Here is a 19,843-nt window from a genome sequence, read left to right on the forward strand (position 1 = left end):
CTCCTTATACAAAATGTAAACTCACGACGTCATCAGGCATCAGATGTTGAAGCGGTAACCTGGATGGCCACAGTTCATACGCCGGTTTTGATTTTCTCAATCTTCTCCAAAATGGAAGTCCTCGCTGTTCTGCACGGGCAACGATAGCTTCCCATCTCAGAACGTAGTCTGGATGTTCCGGCTGTTCACGAACTGCTTTTTCGGCATAAATACGCGCACGATCCATATTTCCGATATCGTAATAGACCATGCTCAGGTAACTGCATACATCACCTTCAAGCCCTCCACGATACGCTTTGTCGAGATCAAGCAGCGCCTGATTCAAATCCCCCATACGGTAAGCAGCAATCCCCGCGTACAACCAAATATGAGGATCAATATTCTCTGATGGTTCTCCGTCTATATAAACCTCAACCCAAGAAAGGGCTCGCTCCCAAGAATGACTTTCCACATGATAGCGTGTTATGAAGAGTATTCCCCACAGCTGAATCGAATCGAAGTTAGACATCTCTTCAGCCAGCCGATTCAATATATCATCTCGTTTTTGAACATCGGACTCCATGACGCAAACAATTACCATTCTGATCAGTTCATATGTGCCGGGGTTTTCGTTCAGGCCATTCCTGTACACATTCAGTGCCTCGTTAACCCTTCCTTGCTCACGCAAAATATCCCCTTCAAGCAGAGGACCGTCCGGATCTTCAGGATTTTCCCTGCGAAATGTTCTAACTTCCTCCAGCGCCTGAACGCCCTCCCCCAATCTTGCATGAGCAACCGCCAAATAATAGGGTGTGTTTGTAGAGCACCCAAATGTTTGTGATACTTTAAGTGATTGGAGCGCTTCGGCATATTGCTGCCTTTTCAGATGTGAGAAGCCCTTGCGAAACCAGTCCATCGTGTGATCCGAATCATCAAGTGTAACATGCTCATAGTCAACCAACGCTTCTTCATATCTTCCGTTAATATAGTAACAAAATGCCCTTAATGATCGGTATGCATATACGTGAGGATCAAGTTCAATGGCCTTATCTGAAAAATAAATACATTTCATGTTTTGTTCCTGGCGATGATGTGCAATCGCAAGAGAGTGCCACGCCCCTGCATGGGAAGGATTCAACTGGGTCGATTTATCCAGATCAAGTATTGCCTCTGGGCTGTTTCCCATTTCGAGATGCAACTGACCGCGTTCAAAAAGGATTGCAAAAATATCGCCTTCCGCTTCGATTGCTGCCATTTCCGCATTTTTTAGGATCTCCAGCGCTTCCTCATTTTTCTCCATCCGAATGCATGCCTGCGCCCACAATACATATAAACCTTCATCGAGCTTATCCGCCATGTGAATTTCGGCCATATATCGAAGAAGCTGTTCATCTTCATCCATTTCGACATAACTTAGGGCAACCAGACGTTGAAGCTCTTTGCGAGCACTCCAATCCTTCTCATCCTCTGCCGTTTTCTTCTGCGCCTCAACTAAAGCCAGATTTAATTCTATCAAAGCAATCTGTGCTTCAAAATCAAACGGATGAATGGAGACAATCCGTTGCAATAGATGGATTGCCTTGGCGTCATCTCCGTGATGTTGATGATATCTCGCAAGTCCATTTAAGGCATCCAGATGATTGGGATGAAGCTCCAGAATCTTATTGTACAAATTGACGGACAGCTCAAGATGTCCCGCATTTTCCAACAATCTTGCACGGTGAAGCAATCCGTCTATAGATTCAGGAACCAGTTCAATCAGTCGTTCAAACAACATCTCTGCAGCCATTTCCTCTCGATTCCACAGACGAAATTTGCCTGCCAACAGAAGCATATCGGGATCGTCTGCATATAACTCCATCGCAGCGTCAATATGGGGACTGACTTGTCTCCACTCCCCCTGTAACATCCTTTGAAATACAGTATCCCGGTACCGTATGAACGTTTCATAATCCACTTCTTGTTCAGGATCAAACGTGTCGTAACGCAATTCCCAAGCACGTTCCAGCTCTAGAGTAGGACGATCAGCAATTTCATCCGATAACAACGCTCTTAATTCATCCTGACGCTCCGTCCATCCGAAGAATTCATTTAATATGCGCCAGATTGCTTTCGGCATATAAGGATATTCCACCAGAATCTGCAGCAATTCAGTTCCGGTGTGATATTTCACATCGAGCCGCCATAGCTCCTCTCTCTGTGTCCATTCTTCCCAAACAGTGATTTCTGGGCGCCTAAAAATATCCTCCAGAATACCTCGTGCCTGAGCCAGCAGCAACACTGAATCGCTCAGGTCTCTGGAACCTTCAAGCGATAATGCCTCCATCCACGATGGAGATACCCAATTCGCTCTATTCAGCGGTAAAACAGTAGCACTTAGATCTTCTGCAGGAGCAGAGACTTCAATCCAAGACGGAGGCACCCAGTGCTCTTGTTCTATGGAGGGATACACTGGTTTAACATCAGCCTCATTCTCCTGCAACCATTCCTGATTTTCAATATCATGCTTGGCATCAACTTCGATCAAAGTCTCCCGATCCAAGTTATTTAGTTGTTCAGTTTGTCTATCCTCATCATGTCTTATTTCCTGCCTATGCACGGGTCTCAGTTCAATCTGATCTCGATCACTTAACAGAAAGCCCTCTTTCTCAAGCTCTTTAGCAGCCTTGAGTGCTTGTTCATAAGCGGATCGAAGTAACTGAAAACCGTCCGGATCATCTTCCGGATGAGTCATCCGAAGTTGCTTGGCATAAGCTCGTTTGATAACCCTCACATCCTGCGTCGGCTCGAGTTCTAATCGCGCCCAGAAGTCCATTCACGAATCACCCCCAAACTTTTTCGATTTGATCCAGCACTTCCTTCAACTTCTCAGCTTCTTTCTTGATTTCCTTGTCATCCTGACGTTTAAGGGTCTCTTCATATCCAAGCATGGCCTTGGCGATGATTTCCCGATGCTCAGACAGCGATTCTTCATACATTCGTTCTCCCCGAGCCAAAAGCAAGCGATTCTCCATCCGTTCCCGGGGATGAATCTTGATAGCCTCCAACGCTTTGAAACGTTCGATAATCTCCTCCTTGGACAACTCAGTTTCCTTCGCCTGAATGATCGCTACCTTCTTCTCTCCCGTTCCAACCGCTGTGACTTCCACTTCAAGGATGCCGTTAATGTCATACGTGAACCGGATATCCACAGCTTGCTCTCCTCCAGGAGCTGGAGGTATTGAGATGGCCAGATCCCCAAGCTTCACGTTGTTTTTGGCCACGCGGCTCTCACCTTGGTAAATGTCCGCAGTAAGAGAGGTCTGATTATCGTCTATCGTGTAGTAACGTTCCACTCTACTGACCGGAATCACTGTATTTCGTTCGATAATTGGGGAAAACATCCCGGATTCGTATCGTCCATTTCCGAGTGATACGGAAACCGAAGTCCCCAATGTATATGGACATACATCCGTCAGGATGACTTCCTGTAAATCTTCATGGCGCGATTTCATTGCCGCCTGAATGCCGACACCTAGCGCAACAGCTTCATCGGGATGCAAGTGATTGGCAGGCAATCTACCAAACAGCTTGCCAGTAAATGAATAAATAAGTGGCATGCGAGTAGCTCCTCCCACGAGGATTACTGCATCCAATTCACTTAGTTTAACTGAAGCATCACGCAGTGCCCGTTCAACCGGTTTTTGCAGACGTGCCAGCAATGGCTTCGCCGCCTGATCGAAACTGGAACGATCTATACCAAACTCTTTCAACCCTTTTTCAAAAGTCAGGGACATTGCACCCTCACGTCCATCGCTTAATGCCCGCTTACACAACTCTGCCTGCTTCCATAATGCCGACTGCTCTTTGGCTGACAAGGTATCTTGCTGAATCTGATGCTCCAACGCAAACAAATCCGCGAGCAGACGTGTGAAATCTTCACCACCCAGAAAGTTATCCCCAGCAACCGATTTTACTTCCATAATCTGATCAAACAGCTCCAAGACGGATACATCAAATGTACCTCCACCCAGATCAAATACCAAAAACTTGGTTTCAGATTGCTGTTGATGCAAACCATAAGCAATGGCTGCCGCAGTCGGTTCACTAAGAAGGCGTTCCACCTTAATGCCGGCAAGCTCACCTGCACGCTGAGTTGCCTTTCGTTGAGCATCATTGAAATATGCTGGCACGCTGATGACAGCTTCTGTCACTACTTCTCCCAGAAAAGCTTCTGCATCCGCTTTGAGTGATTTCAAAACAAACGCCGAAAGTTCCTCCGGTAAAAATCGATATGTACCCAAACTAAAGGTTCTTCCAGTACCCATGTATCTTTTGAAAACGGATGCTGTACGCTCAGGATGCGTGATCATTCGCTCCTTGGCCACTTCTCCTACCAGTACCTCTCCATTGTCATCCACGCTGACAACTGAAGGCGTCAAACGATTACCCAGGGCATTCGGAATAATAACCGATTCTCCATTCATCCAGCAAGATACAAGGCTGTTCGTTGTCCCCAAATCAATACCAATAATTGTCATTAACGTATACCTTCTTTCTAATTACAATCTAATCATGCATAGAATAAATCCACATGCCTTGTTGTTATGTGATGGCATGTTAGGCCAATCTTTGAAATCTCAATCTTTCTATAGTTCTAACGATCAATTTATCACATATGAGTAGCACCAGGACATAGGTATAACTTCACTGATTCTTCCCCAGCAATTACACGAAACAGAAATCGGCACGCTCCATGCCTTATGGCAGCTCAAAAAGCCGGATGCATAATTGTGCATCCGGCTCATTTATTAAGCGTTACTCCTGTAAGTTATGCATTCACCCCCGGCTGGCTGGGACGAAGAATCGCAGAACCCACCGTCAGCAAAATGGCTGCCATGCCAAATAATATCAGCAGCGGCAGTGTAATATCCGACAACGTACCACCTGCAGAGATCGTTTCCACCGCTTGAATCGCCCATTTCTGCGGAACAAAATTGGCGAGTTTTTGCATATAATCCGGCATGATCGACAGCGGCCAGAAGCAGCCACCAATCATACACGTCGGTGTAATAATCAGTGAATTCAGCATGGTTGCATTTTTCGATTCACGAATCAAGCCGGCAACCGTACTTGCAATCCCCATGGAGACCAGCATAAATGCGGCCAGAATGAGAAGGTGAATGCCAAATGGGATCCCCGCATCATAATGAAGCACCCATCTGCTAATCCCCAGCACCAAAACAATTTGGATCAAACCGATTGCAAAACTCCCAAAAAAATTGCCCAGTGCAATTTCATAAGCCCGGACTGGCGCCGTGTAGACTCTTGCCATCGTCCGCTGCCTGCGGTCTTCCATAATAACAGCAACTGTACTGGTCAGCAGCCCCATCATGAACATGATCGTAAAACCTGTGACATTGTTCAGACCCGGTTTGGGATACATCTGAAGCTCCGTTGCTTCACCCGAAATTTGATGTTTGCCAAGTTCAAGTAACAACTCTTTCAATTTTGCTTCTGCCAGAGCTGGATCAGGAATCTCACCCGATGCCGCATCTGTTGCTGCCAGTACTGCCGAAGCAGATTGATTCAATCCCGCCGCCAAACCTTCAACCGCAGCTCTCAGCGTATAAGAGCTTTCTCTGACACGAAGTTCTACCAGTTGGACTTCAGGCTGTTTGTCTTGCAGTAGATCGTCCGTGTAATGCGCCGGGATAACGAGTCCTGAACTCCCCGTTTGCTGCGCGATGGCTTCATTAACTTCAGCAAGGGTTTTCATGGGTTTGAGCAGATATTCCTCTTTGCGGCCAAGCTCATTCAAGATCCATGCTCCTGCTGCACCCTGATCCTCGTTTACATAAGGAATGACCGCACGCGTTCCCTCCTCGCTCCCAAACAGCGCAATTGTTCCTGTGACGACAAGGCAAGGAAGAAGAAAAAACGTGATAAAGCCGCGTTTGCGCAATATCGTGCGCCTGATCATCAGCCAGGCAATATTGAGGCTATTCATACCGATATCCCGCCTTTCTATAGATCAGTCCCGTTGCCGCCACCATTACCGTACATACCGCACCAAGCATCATGATGCTATACATAATCTCACTTACGGGAGCGTTCAGCATCATTCGCAGAAAACTTTGCAGAGCCCAGTGATTCACCGTAAATTCGCTTATTCGCTGTACAAAACCAACGGCAATGGGTGTAAATCCACCGCTAATAAACGTCATGGCAATAATGATGCCTTGAAGAGCGGCGCTTGCGGATGCGGCATTCTTGAAAAGTAGGGCAACGATCACACCGAGAGTCATGGAAGCCAGCGTAATTAGCACACAGATCAGAACAATCAGCCAGGGATGTGTGCCCCAGTTCACACCATATAACCAATGTGTCATCAATACGATGATGATGGCCTGCGAGAAAGCAATCAGGCTGTTGCCTGCAATTTTCCCTGCAAAAATGACCCCATTGCCGATTGGAGCTGCCTGTAAGCGAGTTAGCGTTTTTTTGTCTCTCTCACCAAACAGACTGTTGCTAGTTGTCATGCCTGAGTAAAGCATGAACATGGCGAGCATGGAAGCCGCATAATATTGTGAAGCACTATAAGAGGTGCCCACTTCTCCGGGACTGCTGACGGCTATATATGAAGAGCTCGCACTATGGGTCTGCGAATGCTCAGCCATTGCAGCTGCTGCATCAGGACCTAACACTTTCGCCACAGCGACCTGTCTGTTCAGTTCATCCGTGAACCGCGTAAACAAAGTTTCACCTATAACATTGAGTGTTCCGTCTTTCCCCAGTATCCATTGTAACCTTGCCTCTTCCCCTTTCATGATCTGCTCCTCCAGATCTGATGGGACGATTACGGCAAAATCCAAATCACCACCTCGCATTGCACTTACAGCCTCTTCTTCCGTAGGTATGCTCTGTACCTTCATCATGTCGGCTACCGCCGGGGATGTCACAAATGCATTTAAAGCTTTACTGATCGCTCCCGAACCGGAATTCTCTTCTGTTTGAATGATCCCTACTCTCACCGGGTCAGGAATGGCTTCTTTTACCGTACCCATTGTACTGGAAAGTGCAGTACCCAATATAAAGATGAGCAGCAGCGGTAGAATAAACAGATTCAGCAGAACGGAGCGAATTTTCAGAATCCGTCTTAACTCAAAGATGCAAATATGCCATATGTTCATCTGAGCTCCTCCTAGTCCCGAAGCGTACGTCCGGTCAGATTGAGGAAGAGCGTTTCCAGATCAGGCTCTTCAACCTTGAGCGATTGAATGGAGATTTCATGTTTGCTGCAAATGAAGAGCATATCCTGTAGATCCTGCTGCGCAGAAGGCAGCGTAACGATCAATGTATCGTCTGATACGTCTACCGCCCGCACACGGGGGTGAAGCTTTAACTCCTCCACAACATCGGGACCAATGCCCAAAGTGGTGAGCACTATTTTTTCCTCAGATGCAACTCGTTCTCTCAGCTCTGCTTCGGTGCCGCAGGCAATGATATGTCCCTGATCCATAATCGCTACCCGGTGACTGATTGCAGCAACTTCCTCCATATAATGACTTGTATAAATGATGGTTGACCCCATCTGATTAAGCGTACGGACCGACTCCAAAATATGATTCCGCGATTGCGGGTCAATGCCCACTGTTGGTTCATCCATAATGATTAAATCCGGTCGATGCATAATGGCACACGCAATGTTCAGCCTACGTTTCATACCACCGGAGAAAGTGGACGGGGCATCCTTCGCTTTGTCCTGCAAACCTACAAATTCAAGAGATTCCTGCACTCTTTCTTTCAGCATTTTTCCACGGAGTCCATATAGTCTGGCAAAAAAAGTTACATTCTCCGCAGCGGTCATCGTTTCGTATAAAGCCAGATCCTGTGGTACCAGCCCGATTTTGCGTTTCACCTCAAGCGGCCGTTCCCTAACCGATATGCCATCCAACCGAATTTCACCCTGATCCATATTTAAAAGACCGGCAATCATGCTAATGGTGGTACTTTTCCCTGCTCCATTGGGTCCAAGCAATCCAAAAATTTCACCTTTACCTACACTCAGATTCAAATGATCCACTGACAGCTTGCTACCGTATCGTTTCACCACATGATCCACTTCAAGCATAGCCATAGATTATACACTCCTCTTCCGTCCAGCTATCCCCTGCTCCTGCGACTGGATTTTATATTTGTATTGTAACGAATTGTGAACTTCTGCGAAGGTACGAAAGGTCATGAAACAAAGGTGACTTAAGTCATCTTCGGTTGGGAAAACTGCCTATGATATAATCGACATACATTACCGGAAGGTATACCTTCACTTCTAAAAATAAAGGATGTCTCTGACATATGCCGATGCGGTTGCTGCAATACGGTTTACTCATAGTTCCCGCGGTCCTGTACATTCTGGTGCTACCACAGGAACAAGAAGATCGCTATACTCTGTATATTATCATTGCGCTAGGACTCGCGGTGTGGAAAGACTTCACCCGTTCAGGTATGCAGAGTTTTCTTCTCGCAGCCGAAATCCTCTTCAGCTGCTGGTTGATCGCTCTATACGGCCCATTTATGTTTTTCCTCTCCTTATCTGCGCTTTATGTATATATGTACAGACTGGACAGGACCCAGCGTTGGTTAATGCTCGCCATTCAGCTTATCGCCAGCAATATTGCGCTACATTGGTATTACGCCCCACCACAGGAGCTTCATGCATGGCTTACATTTCACACAAATACAGCCATTCCTTTTAGCTTCACCCAAGAGACAATGGCTCGGGTTGCAGGTAACTTGCTCCTGCTCATCACCGCAACACTCTCATGGCAGGGGTCTAAAAGCGCGAACAGCCGTGGGCAGCTTGAACAGGTGTACGATGAGCTGCGAAGTAAACATTACGAGCTTCAGGAGACACGCGAACAATTGCTGCAATTCACGAAGCAGCTTGAAGGAGCGGCACAGGTTGAGGAACGTACCCGGATATCCCGGCAGCTTCATGATGATATTGGTCATCGCCTGATTCGCACCAAAATGATGTCTGAGGCAGCCCTCCTCACCCTCCCTATACATCCAGAACAGGGCACGGAAATGGTGAGACAGATTCGGGATCAATTGGCCGCCAGTATGGATGACATGCGGACCACGCTTCACAAGTTGCGGCCTGACTCTTATATATCCGATGCCTACGCATTAGATCGTCTGCTTGAAGACGTTGGAAGGGAAACGGGTGTGAAGACGAGTTACAAAGTGCGTGGGCATTCACATGTACTTTATCCCAGTATGCAGATTGTCTTGTACAAAAATGCCAAAGAGGCCGTGACCAATGCACTCCGTCATGGTAATGCCACTACGATTAGTGTGGAACTGGAATTTGGGGAAAGAGAGATCTGTATGTCCATCAGCAACGATGGGAAGATTCACACCCTTTCCACCAACGAACAAACGAAAGGAAGACATGAAGGATCTCGTGCTAAACCGGACTTAAAGGCAGAGTCTACAGGACTCGGCATGGGACTTGAAGGAATGCGCCTACGCACACAATTGGTTGGTGGGAAACTGGAGATCAAGTCGGACTATCCCTATACGGTGATTACACGCCTGCCCATGACGAACAAAGCTGAACTGATCTGAAAAAGGAAGTGATTTGCTCATGTCTGACCTGAATGAAATAAATAACTCGAGCCATTCTGTCCAACCTCAGTCCATTCGGCTGATGCTTGCGGATGATGATTCCTTTATCCGTGAAAGTCTCAAAGTCCTTCTCGGACTCGATCCTGGTATTAACATTACAGGTACAGCTTCAAACGGACGAGAAGCTTTGGAACTGTTGGAGTCAGGGACAATTGCCGACGTTGTACTTATGGATATTCGCATGCCAGATTGTGACGGAGTTGAAGGCACCCGAATCATTAAGGCAAACTTCCCTGACGTGCGTGTACTGATGCTTACCACGTTTGACGATGATGAGTACATCATCCAGGCTTTGCAAAACGGAGCAAGCGGTTATTTGCTCAAAAACGTGCCCCCTGACCGGATCATTCAGGGCATCAAGACTATACATAACGGGGACATGTTGATTCATCCCGATATTGCTCGTAAGCTCGCGAGTCTACTCCGTCCTGCTGCAGCGCCTCAGATACACGAACCCATTGACTCTTACGGGCTAACCCGTATGGAAATGGCTGTTGCAGAGGCTATATCAGAAGGGCTGTCCAATAAAGAAATTGCCGCAAAACTATTCTTGAGTGAGGGCACGGTCAAAAACTATGTTACCGATATTCTTGGCAAGCTTAGTTTGCGTGATCGGACTCAAATCGCTATTTTCATGTTAAAAAAGTAGCAAAAAGGGTATTTCCCTCGCCTAATTAGGCGGAGGAAATACCCTTTCGTCATTACATCTCTACAGATCTTTGCTCCCCCGCCGGGGCGGGTGGCAATGCCAGTGGAGCCTCAACATCTAGCTGATCTTTCCGACGTCGTGCGAACAACTTAAGACTTACGATATGAAACAGCGTTAACGGACGCAAGCGGAGCGCCCAGGCTTCATGATTGTCCGGGGCCATGAGCACCCCGAGCTGATGATGCTCACCTTCATAGATCGCCCGTTGCATGAACTTGCTCTCACCCTGATGATTACGTACCTCCAGCTTACAAAAAGCCGGATTCATACGCAAAGCGCGATGTAACTGCTCAGGCGAATGCACCAATACGCCATTCACCTTGTACAAGGTCTCCCCAGCTTCTATCCCCAGCTCTTCCGCAGGACTATCAGGAATGACGCCCAGCACCTTCAAGCCGTGCTCAGGGTGTACAAACAGCGGGCTGCGGTTTTGCTCCTCAAAGCCGCTGTACCACACCAGGAACTCATGCCCAATGAAAGCAGCCAATGCTGCGACAACCATGAGTGGAGACCACCACGCAGCCAGGAGGCTGAGTACAAGCAGCCCTGTCCCATATAGCAGCAATCGTTTTGCGGAAATCTGGACCTTTTTCCCCGGGAGCATACTTTGCGTAACTTCTCCAAATCCCAGCATAATCGGCAGCGCAACCAGCATGTAGCCATTCCCTCCGCTGATCCAAGCGGTCCATGGCAATTCGGCCCCGCCCGTAACTGGAACAAGAATCAGTAACGGAATTGGCCAGAAATGCTGCAACTGGTATCCTCCAACGAGCTTGCCTCGTTTACCTTCGAAGAGCAAAGGCGATGCCATCGATACCCCTTGCATGCGTACCATCAGTGCTTCACCGATATGTAATACAGCTGCGAGCACAAGCAGTGCAGGCATATCCAGCGCACGTAATGCTTCTGTGACACTTCCTATCCATCCTGCCGGGTGCCAGCCCGAAGCCATATTTAAGCCAAACTGCAACACGCCAAGCAAACCTGCTGCATAAGCAAAACATAAGTATCGGATACGGAATAATGCCAGGAATAACGTAGCTGCCCAAATACAGATCAGGCTGCTCAGTGTAAGATGTGCCCCAAGAAACAGCGACACGATTGAGACCATTACACCAATCACAATACCTCCAAGTACTGCACGAATGGTCTGTGTTATCGAGCTTTGCAGACGAACGTGGAACAATTTACGTTCCTGTAAGAGTTGACGATGATAAACGAGAGCAATCAAGATTACCGCAATATAATAAAACGGCTGAATAAACAACTGCAACAATGCTTCTCCTAATGTGGTCAACCATGGCCAAGCCCATTCCATTGTGGACGGTCACCCCTCTCCTTCAGCCGGTTCAGAAAAAAAGAAGGCTGAAAATCAGCCTTCTTTATGGCTTCGACACTGCGGACGAAATATCCTTTGAGACATTTTCGATCGCGCGCTTCAGCTGTGCATCATATTGAGGATTGGCAATGCGTTCAATCAGAGCCGCTTCCAGTGATTCCGCGGTTTTCTCATCAATCTGGCCAGTTGCCTGAATGCCTTTTTGTTTCTGGAATGCTTTGACCGCTTCTTCTGTCTTCTGGTCATAGTATCCGTCCACACGATCCGGCTTAAAGTCAAGTCCTCTCAGCATCGTCTGCGCACTTTTCACATCCGTGCTATTGCTGTCGTATTTCAAAGGTAATTTTTCTTTGTTGATTGGTGCCACCGAGAAGTAATCCGGCTGGTTCACAGCGATATCCGGTTTAATACCTTTTTCATGAATCCAGTCTCCGTTCGGAGTCAGCCATTTCGCGATGGTGATTTTCAGCAAGCTGCCATCACCCATCTGTTTGTCATAACTCGTCTGTACGGTTCCTTTACCAAAGGAGTTTTCTCCAACCAGCGTTGCGCCTGCCGACTGTTGCAATGCACCAGCCAAAATTTCCGACGCACTCGCGCTCCCCTTGTTCATCAATACCGTAATGGGGTACGATTTACCTGATCCGTTCGATTTGCTTTGTTCCTTTTTACCGTTCTTGTCTTCGACTTGAACAATAACTTTGCCTTTCGGAACAAATTGCTCTGCAATATCAATAACGACCTGCAAAACACCACCCGGGTCATTACGAACATCAATGATCAAGCCCTTCATGTTCTGCTTCTCCAGCTTCGCCAGTTCTTCCTTAAAGCGATCTCCTGTGTTCAGCGAGAATTGGGTGATTGTAATCACACCAACACCATTATCCTCCATGTGGGCGTACACCGTCTCCAGATCAATGTCATCACGCACAATGACAAATTCAATCAGCTCGGAAGATCCGGCACGTTTAACCTGTACCTTCGCTTCACTGCCTTTTGGACCTCTGATTTTATTAACGGCTTTGTTCAGTTCCAATCCTTGCAGGGATTCACCATTCACGGACATGATCATGTCTTTCGCGCGAATACCCGCTTTCTCGGCAGGCGATCCTTTGATCGGTGATACCACTACCACATTTCCATCCTGTGAGGATACCTCTGCGCCGATTCCGGTAAACGAACCTTCAATCGACTCCTCGAACTGGGCTGCTGTTTCCTGTCCCATATAGTTGGAGTACGGATCACCAAGAGATTCCATCATGCCGTTGATCGCACCATCAATCAGTTTGGTTCGATCCACGTCTTTATAATAGTTGCTTGAGATCAAATCCATCGCGGTTTCAATCTTCTTCAAATCGTTCTTCTGCTGCGAACTGCCAGTAACGCTGGCGAGCAATCCTTCGCCAGGTGTCGTCTGTGCCAGGCCAGGAGAGCTCATCAGCACCAGCGTAAGCAGGCTGCCTCCGAGAAGGGCTACAATGACAAGCAGCAGGGCCGATCTTTTCTTCATCATCCGTTTGTCACCGCCTTTAGTATTGAAGCGTGTCAAATTCAATTGTTCTGTGAATCATTCCCTGAACATGCCAGCTTAGTATATGCCTAGCTTGTACGGAATATGTTTGTTCCATTCCAACTGTTGGCTAAAAACTACAAATAGTTGAATGGATTCACTGCTGTTCCATTATCACGTACTTCAAAATGCAAATGCGGTCCAGTGGAGTTGCCTGTATTGCCTGATTCAGCAATAATGTCGCCACGGCTTACCGTGTCACCCTTGCTAACCTTAAATCCGCCTTCACGTAAATGACCGTATAGCGTCCATAATCCGCCTCCATGGTCAACAATGACGGTGTAACCATACCCGCTATACCATTCAGCCATGATGACGATCCCGCCAGAAGCGGCATGAACGGACGTTCCTTGAGCAACAGCAAAGTCTACACCTGCGTGCAATTTACCCACTTCACCCGTGATCGGGTGAATACGAGGTCCAAAACCGGAAGATACACGCGCACCTGATACTGGCATGCCAAAGATGCCGTTACCACTTGAGTATGAAGTACTGCTACTGCTGTTGGAGCTGACCTTGGTCGGTGCCTTCGCAGCAGCCGCGGCACGGGCAGCTGCTGCTGCTTTTGCTTTGGCAGCCGCCGCCGCTTGCTGCTCACGCAATTTATTTTTCTCTTGCAGAAGGGCCGAACGTTTGCTGGCAATCTGCATCAATACATCTTCCTGCTCTTGCGTCAGCTCTTCCGACTCTTCAATTTTAGCATCATAGGAAGCGAGAAGCACCTGCTTCTCCTGCTCCTTCTCATTCAACTGGGACTTGCGCTGTTTCTTCTGTGCATACAGACTCTTGGCTTCTGCATATTGCACATCGAGTTCTGCTTTTTTGTCCACGACGAGCTGCTTGTCCTTTTTGTGTTCATCCAGCAAGTGCTGGTCCTGATCCACAATCGTTTTCAGTGAATCGGCACGAGTCAGAAAATCAGAGAAGCTTGTAGAAGTTAGCAACACATCGAGATAAGAAACGGCACCGTCTGTATACATCAGCCTTACACGCGATTCAAGTAATTTTTCTCTTGCAACGATACGTTCTTCTGCGGCCTGCAGATCTTTTTTCGTTGTCCGGAGATCCTCTTCCGTATTTTCAATCTGCAACGATACGTTTGCCAGCTCATCACTAACTACATTGATCTGCTCCATGACGACTTTCAAGTAAGCATTGGTCTTGTTCTTGTAATGTTGAGCTTCCTTTTTGTTACTGGCAGCCTTTTGCTGCTCCTTTTTGGCCGAAGCCGCCTTGCTCTCCAGTTGCTGAATCTGCTGATCAATGTCGCTAATGCTACTCTTGGCATATCCGTCAGAAGGTTGAAGCGTCAAACTGGCCAATAACGTTAGGGCCAGCAGCGAAGCTGTTTTTTTCAAAATGTGATCCCCCATCCTATGAATTCACAAGAAAGCAACCTGCACAGGTGGTGAACAGCATGTTCTTTTGCTTTCTTACACTAAAGACTCCGTCTTTACTACATATCGTCAAACAGCGTTCAGTTGTGAACCTGCTTTGCCATTCTTTTTGGATTAAACGTTAAGAGACTTTCGGATGGACAATGTGCTTCCCAAAATACCAACCAGCACACCCAGTCCGATCAACAGTGTTCCAAACAGCAGCCAAATATCACCGAGTGGAATCAGGTTAAGCATCTGCATGAATACATCCTGACCGATCGTAGCCATCAGGCGGCTGTAACCGAAGAACAGTACCGCTACCGTAATCGCCGAACCGATCAGTCCAATCAATGCCCCTTCGACAAAGAAAGGCCAGCGAATGAACGTGTTGGTTGCTCCAACCAGTTTCATAATACCGATCTCCCGGCGCCGGGCCAGAATCGTTACGCGAATCGTATTCGAGATCAGGAACATGGACATCAACCCCAGTCCCCCAACAAAAATAAATCCGATATTCCGGACAAGCTTCGTAAATTTGAACAACACTTCCACCGTTTCCTTGCCGTAGTTCACTTTCATGATCGGCTTCTCCGGGTGTTTATCGTTCAATGCTTCGATTTTTTGCGCCACAAAAGTGACGGTTTCCGGTTCAATGACCTCTACTTCAATGGTCTCCGGCAGTGGATTGTTATCCACATCGAAACCGCTTAGCACATTGTCTGCACTTTCTCCGAGACGTTCACGGAACTCCTTGAGTCCCTCTTCTTTGGAAACAAAACGAATTTCACTGACTTCAGGCATGGCACTGATTTCCTGCTCCAGCGTGTTACGCAGGTTCTCATCCACGTTCAGCTCAAGAAACGTACTGATCTCGACCTGACTGTCCACCTGGTTGGCCATGGAATTCACATTAAGCACCAGCAGCATGAACACGCCCAGAATGAGCAGAGACACGATAATGGACATGATGGAGGCCACGGACATCCAGCCGTTGCGGAATACGTTTTTGAATCCCTCCCGTAAATGGCGCAAGAGAGTACTAAAATTCATAACCGTATTCCCCTCTCATCTGATCCCGTACAATCTGTCCCCGTTCAATCGCAATAACCCGTTTACGCATCGTATTAACGATATCCTTGTTGTGGGTCGCCATAACAATGGTTGTCCCGCGAAAATTAATTTCATCCAACAGCTGCATAATGCCCCATGACGTCTCCGGATCAAGGTTCCCCGTAGGCTCGTCCGCAATAATAACAGACGGATTGTTCACGATGGCACGTGCGATGGCAATACGCTGCTGTTCCCCACCCGACAACTGTGAAGGTTCACGATTCGCCTTGCTGCGCAATCCAACCAGATCAAGTACTTCCATCACTCGTTTCTTGATGTGGCGCTTCGGTGCTTCAATAACTTCCATGGCAAATGCCACGTTCTCAAATGCCGTCATGCGTGGCAGCAACCTGAAATCCTGGAACACAACGCCGATATTCCGGCGTACATAAGGAATTTTGCGTGGCTTTAACTTTCCGATATTAAATCCGTTAATGGATATTTGTCCTTTGGTCGGAACTTCTTCCCTGTACATCAATTTCATAAATGTCGATTTGCCTGCGCCGGACGGACCGACGATATAGACAAATTCATTGCGGTCAATCTTCACCGACACCCCTTGTAATGCGTGGGTACCATTGGCGTAGGTCTTCCACACGTCCTGCATTTCTATCACATCATCACTTCCCGTTGCATAGTTAGCCATTATCATTTCGACACAATCCCGGCATTTCCTTTAAAAAGACCTGAATTTCATCAGGGAAAATCCATTTCGCCCTTTTTTCGATGGTGAAGCATGGATTCATATGAATTTTATTGTAACAAATTTGTTACCTATTGAGTACCCGAAAGTTTTCCATCATTGGATCATATATATGGAAAGTGTTACGAAATGCGGAACAACAGAAGTACAAAGGAGCGTACGGATATGAAAAAAATACATTTGATGGTCATTGCACTGTTCTCCATCCTATTAATCGGTTCCGCGTCCTATGGATTGCTGTATATGTACGTGAACCAACCCACCCTACCAGAAGGTGTACGTGTTGGTGAGTGGTCGGTTGAGGACGTGAAGCGCAAGGAAGTTCTACTGGGACTGGATGAACGATTGAAACAAATGGAAGCGTGGCCGATCACCCTGGAGGTTGACGGTTCTACACCCAAAGCAATGACGTTCACCGCCGCCCAGACAGGCGCAAGCTACAGTGCTGACGACTTCCGGACAGCTGTGCAGCAGCTGGATGAAGGCAATCTGTGGGAGCGCGCTTATGCCCGATATCATTTCATCAAGGAATGGCCCCTGAAGCTGACGTATAATTCAAAAACACTGAAAGAGCAGCTTACCCCTGCCTGGGAAAAGGAAACCTTCGGTACACCCGCGAACGCCGTTCGCCGCATTACCGCAAGTGACAAGGTCCAGTACATCCCGGAAAAAGGCGTCCGCCGGATCGCCTGGGATGAACTCGCGAGCCTGATGCAGGCTAAACTGCACCGGGATTTCGCTCCACTGGACCATGATGCGAAGCCCAACCCGCTGTTGATTCAGCTGCCGTTGTATACGCTGCAGCCCGAAGTGACTCTCGATTCGCTGCGCCAAGAAGGAATTGACCGGAAGATCATTCAGTTCTCCACTAGCCTCGGAAACAGCAGCGCAGGCCGGATACATAACGTCAGCGCAGCAGCACAAGCCGTTAACGGCATGATTTTGCCGCCGAATGGTACTTTTGATTATGAGAAGGTCATTAAGAAGGCCGAGGAAGACTATGGTTTTCGGGAAGCCCCGGTAATCGTGAATGGGCAGCTGACTCCTGGCATTGGTGGTGGTATCTGTCAGGTATCAAGCACCGTTTACAACGCAGCCCTGTTGACCGGACTGGACATTGTAGAGCGCCGCAATCACTCCCTGCCCGTCAAATATTTGCCGAAGGGGCTGGATGCCACGTTTGCCTCAGGTTCCATCAATTTTCGGTTCAAAAACAATACCGGCAAGTCTCTGCTCATTCATGCCAAAGTGGAAGGTGGAAGCTTAACGGTCAAATTTTTCGGCACCTTCCCGGAGAACGTCAGTTATGCACTGGAATCCCGCACAATTGAGACATTAAGTGCTCCCGTGAAATATGTATCGAGCAATGTGCTGCCTGAGGGTGCCCAGCAGGTGCTCCAGAACGGTCAACCCGGATATATTGTAGAGACGATGCGCACCAAAAAGGTGGATGGCAAAATTGTCGAATCCAAGACCATTACACGTGACACGTACAAAGCACAGAATCGCCTGATTGCCCGCTCTGGTCATACTAACTTACCTGATCCCAGGGAGCCTTCTGTTGTAGAGGATGGCATCAGCGACACGAAGCAGCCTTAATCTTCATTTCACTTGCGTACACTTGGATAGGCTCAACTCAGCAAGTAATAACAGATAGAAAAAGACACATCTCCCGTTTCCCATTATGGGACCCTCGAGAGATGTGTCTTTGGTTTGTTGTACAGATACATATTAGGTTTGATTAGACTGAAACATCTAATGTCCGCCTGTGTACTCTTTCTGCTCCTCGCCGATAACCATCTTCTCATTACCCATGAAGAAAGCAGCAATCAACGCGAGTGCAGCCGGGATCGCAGCCCAGGCAAAGAGCTGCACGATAGATGAAGACAACGCGTGCGTAATGGCATCCAGCACCTGAGGCGGAATCGCCTTTCTCAGCTCTGGCGACAGCAACGCATGTGGATCGCTCAGATTCACTCCCTGAGGCACGCCGCCTGCTGCAGGAGCACCAGCGCCACCCGCTTCCGCCGCTGATCCGGCGAGGGCATCATTCATTTTGCGCGTAAATACCTGGCTCTGCACGATACCAAAGATCGTAATACCCATCGTCATCCCAAGTGAACGTAGGAAGTTAAGTGTAGAGCTTGCCGCTCCGCGTCTTTGCGGTTCAAACGCGTTCATGGCTGCATTGCTAAGTACCGAGAACGACGCTCCAACACCGAGACCAATCATCACCATGAATATACGTATGGTCCATAGAGATGAAGTTTCATCCAGCGTTGTCAGCAATCCAAGACCAACTACCAGCAAGGCCAGCGTAGGAATCATAATGTTGCGATACTTGATTTTGGTCATCAGTACGCCACCCATGGAAGCCGTCACAACAGACCCCAGCATCATAGGCAATAACACGAGACCAGAGTTGGTCGCTTTGCCACCGAGTACCCCCTGGATGAAGATTGGAATGTAAACGGATGCGGTAATAAACGCCGCACCACTGAACATGCCAATAACGTTACTGGACCAGTACACCCGGTTGCGGAACATGCCGAAGGAGATGATGGGTTCCTTGGCTCTCGTTTCTGCAAACAGGAAAAGCAGCGCAAGCACAACGAATCCGGTAAACAAACCGAGGATCTGCCATGAACCCCAGGCATACGTTTTGCCACCCAGTTCAAGCCCGAAGATGAGACAGACTACCGCACCAATCAGTGTGATTGCACCGAGCCAGTCAATCTGTTGGGATTGATGCTGATGAGATTCTTTGTAGAAAAATGCAATAAACACAAACGCAATCAGACCAAGCGGCAGGTTAATATAAAATACCCATTCCCATGTCGCATACTCTGTAATGTAAGCACCCAGCAGCGGACCAAATACGCTCGATAAACCAAACACGGCTCCGAACAAACCGCCCAATTTCCCCCGTGATTCCGGTGCGACCACATCAAACATGATCGTAAAGGCAATCGGCACCAATGCACCTGCACCAATACCCTGAATAGCTCTGTACATCGTCAGCTCAACGATTGATGTTGCCGTTCCACATAACGCAGATCCGAGCATAAATACCAGTATTCCGAAAACAAAAAACTTCTTTCGTCCGTACATGTCGGATAACTTACCGAAGATTGGCATACCCGCCATCTCGGCCACCATGTAGGCGGAAGTCACCCAGACGAACTTGTCGAGTCCACCCAACTTCCCGACAATGTCGCCCATAGCTGTTGCCACGATGGTATTATCCATCGAAGCCATCAGTATGCTCAGCAGTAACCCTGCCAGCACCAATCCAATATTATTTCTACGTGTAGCCATTCTACTCAATCTCTCCCATTCACATCCGATTCATATGACTGAATTAGTATATCCGAAAAGTTAC

The 19,843-nt window shown here is 47.9% G+C and carries 14 protein-coding genes; 3 read left to right on the forward strand and 11 right to left on the reverse strand.

Annotation, left to right across the window (positions count from 1 at the left end):
* Positions 1–4: 4 nt before the first annotated feature.
* The 5 genes from MKY42_RS29215 to MKY42_RS29235 form a co-directional block, all read right to left on the reverse strand.
* Positions 5–2,794, reverse strand: a complete 2,790-nt coding sequence (locus tag MKY42_RS29215) for a J domain-containing protein (protein ID WP_090903583.1) — start codon at positions 2,792–2,794, stop codon at positions 5–7.
* Positions 2,795–2,801: 7 nt separating this feature from the next.
* A complete protein-coding gene (locus MKY42_RS29220; protein WP_090903582.1) occupies positions 2,802–4,499 on the reverse strand; it encodes a molecular chaperone HscC in 1,698 nt (565 codons plus the stop codon).
* 290 nt (positions 4,500–4,789) lie between these two features.
* Positions 4,790–5,968: an ABC transporter permease gene (locus tag MKY42_RS29225; protein ID WP_339846629.1), complete on the reverse strand. Its 1,179-nt coding sequence runs from the start codon at positions 5,966–5,968 to the stop codon at positions 4,790–4,792.
* Entirely contained in the window at positions 5,961–7,151 is a 1,191-nt protein-coding gene (locus MKY42_RS29230; RefSeq protein ID WP_339846632.1) for an ABC transporter permease, read from the reverse strand. The genes MKY42_RS29225 and MKY42_RS29230 overlap by 8 nt, the downstream gene beginning before the upstream one ends.
* Before the next feature lie 11 nt (positions 7,152–7,162).
* Complete coding sequence (locus tag MKY42_RS29235) at positions 7,163–8,098, reverse strand: ABC transporter ATP-binding protein (protein ID WP_339846635.1); 936 nt, start codon at positions 8,096–8,098, stop codon at positions 7,163–7,165.
* Positions 8,099–8,316: 218 nt separating this feature from the next.
* On the opposite strand from MKY42_RS29235, the gene MKY42_RS29240 reads away from it, so the two are divergent.
* Positions 8,317–9,591 carry a sensor histidine kinase gene (locus tag MKY42_RS29240; protein WP_339846638.1) on the forward strand — a complete coding sequence of 425 codons (1,275 nt, stop codon included), beginning with the start codon at positions 8,317–8,319 and terminating at the stop codon, positions 9,589–9,591.
* 19 nt (positions 9,592–9,610) lie between these two features.
* Positions 9,611–10,300, forward strand: coding sequence for a response regulator transcription factor (locus MKY42_RS29245; protein ID WP_339846640.1), 690 nt, complete (start codon positions 9,611–9,613; stop codon positions 10,298–10,300).
* A gap of 52 nt (positions 10,301–10,352) precedes the next feature.
* Here MKY42_RS29245 and MKY42_RS29250 read toward each other — a convergent pair whose 3' ends face one another.
* From MKY42_RS29250 to ftsE, 5 genes are all read right to left on the reverse strand, one after another.
* Positions 10,353–11,678 (reverse strand): PDZ domain-containing protein, encoded by a 1,326-nt coding sequence (locus MKY42_RS29250; RefSeq protein WP_179262859.1) that lies wholly within the window; start codon positions 11,676–11,678, stop codon positions 10,353–10,355.
* A 64-nt stretch (positions 11,679–11,742) separates the two neighbouring features.
* The gene (locus MKY42_RS29255) at positions 11,743–13,212 is read right to left on the reverse strand and encodes a S41 family peptidase (protein WP_076287642.1); all 1,470 of its coding nucleotides are present in this window, start codon (positions 13,210–13,212) and stop codon (positions 11,743–11,745) included.
* Positions 13,213–13,346: 134 nt separating this feature from the next.
* Positions 13,347–14,627, reverse strand: coding sequence for a M23 family metallopeptidase (locus tag MKY42_RS29260; RefSeq protein ID WP_090903575.1), 1,281 nt, complete (start codon positions 14,625–14,627; stop codon positions 13,347–13,349).
* A 153-nt stretch (positions 14,628–14,780) separates the two neighbouring features.
* The gene (gene ftsX / locus MKY42_RS29265) at positions 14,781–15,698 is read right to left on the reverse strand and encodes a permease-like cell division protein FtsX (protein ID WP_063567509.1); all 918 of its coding nucleotides are present in this window, start codon (positions 15,696–15,698) and stop codon (positions 14,781–14,783) included.
* Entirely contained in the window at positions 15,688–16,374 is a 687-nt protein-coding gene (gene ftsE, locus MKY42_RS29270) for a cell division ATP-binding protein FtsE (protein ID WP_024631580.1), read from the reverse strand. The genes ftsX and ftsE overlap by 11 nt, the downstream gene beginning before the upstream one ends.
* 252 nt (positions 16,375–16,626) lie before the next feature.
* On the opposite strand from ftsE, the gene MKY42_RS29275 reads away from it, so the two are divergent.
* Entirely contained in the window at positions 16,627–18,060 is a 1,434-nt protein-coding gene (locus MKY42_RS29275) for a VanW family protein (RefSeq protein ID WP_179262855.1), read from the forward strand.
* Between the two features lie 156 nt (positions 18,061–18,216).
* Here the strand turns inward: MKY42_RS29275 and MKY42_RS29280 are convergent, their stop codons facing one another.
* Entirely contained in the window at positions 18,217–19,779 is a 1,563-nt protein-coding gene (locus MKY42_RS29280) for an MDR family MFS transporter (protein WP_179262853.1), read from the reverse strand.
* Positions 19,780–19,843: the final 64 nt, after the last annotated feature.

It is taken from the genome of Paenibacillus sp. FSL W7-1088 (genome assembly GCF_037969855.1).
In the GTDB taxonomy this organism is placed as follows: Bacteria; Bacillota; Bacilli; order Paenibacillales; family Paenibacillaceae; genus Paenibacillus.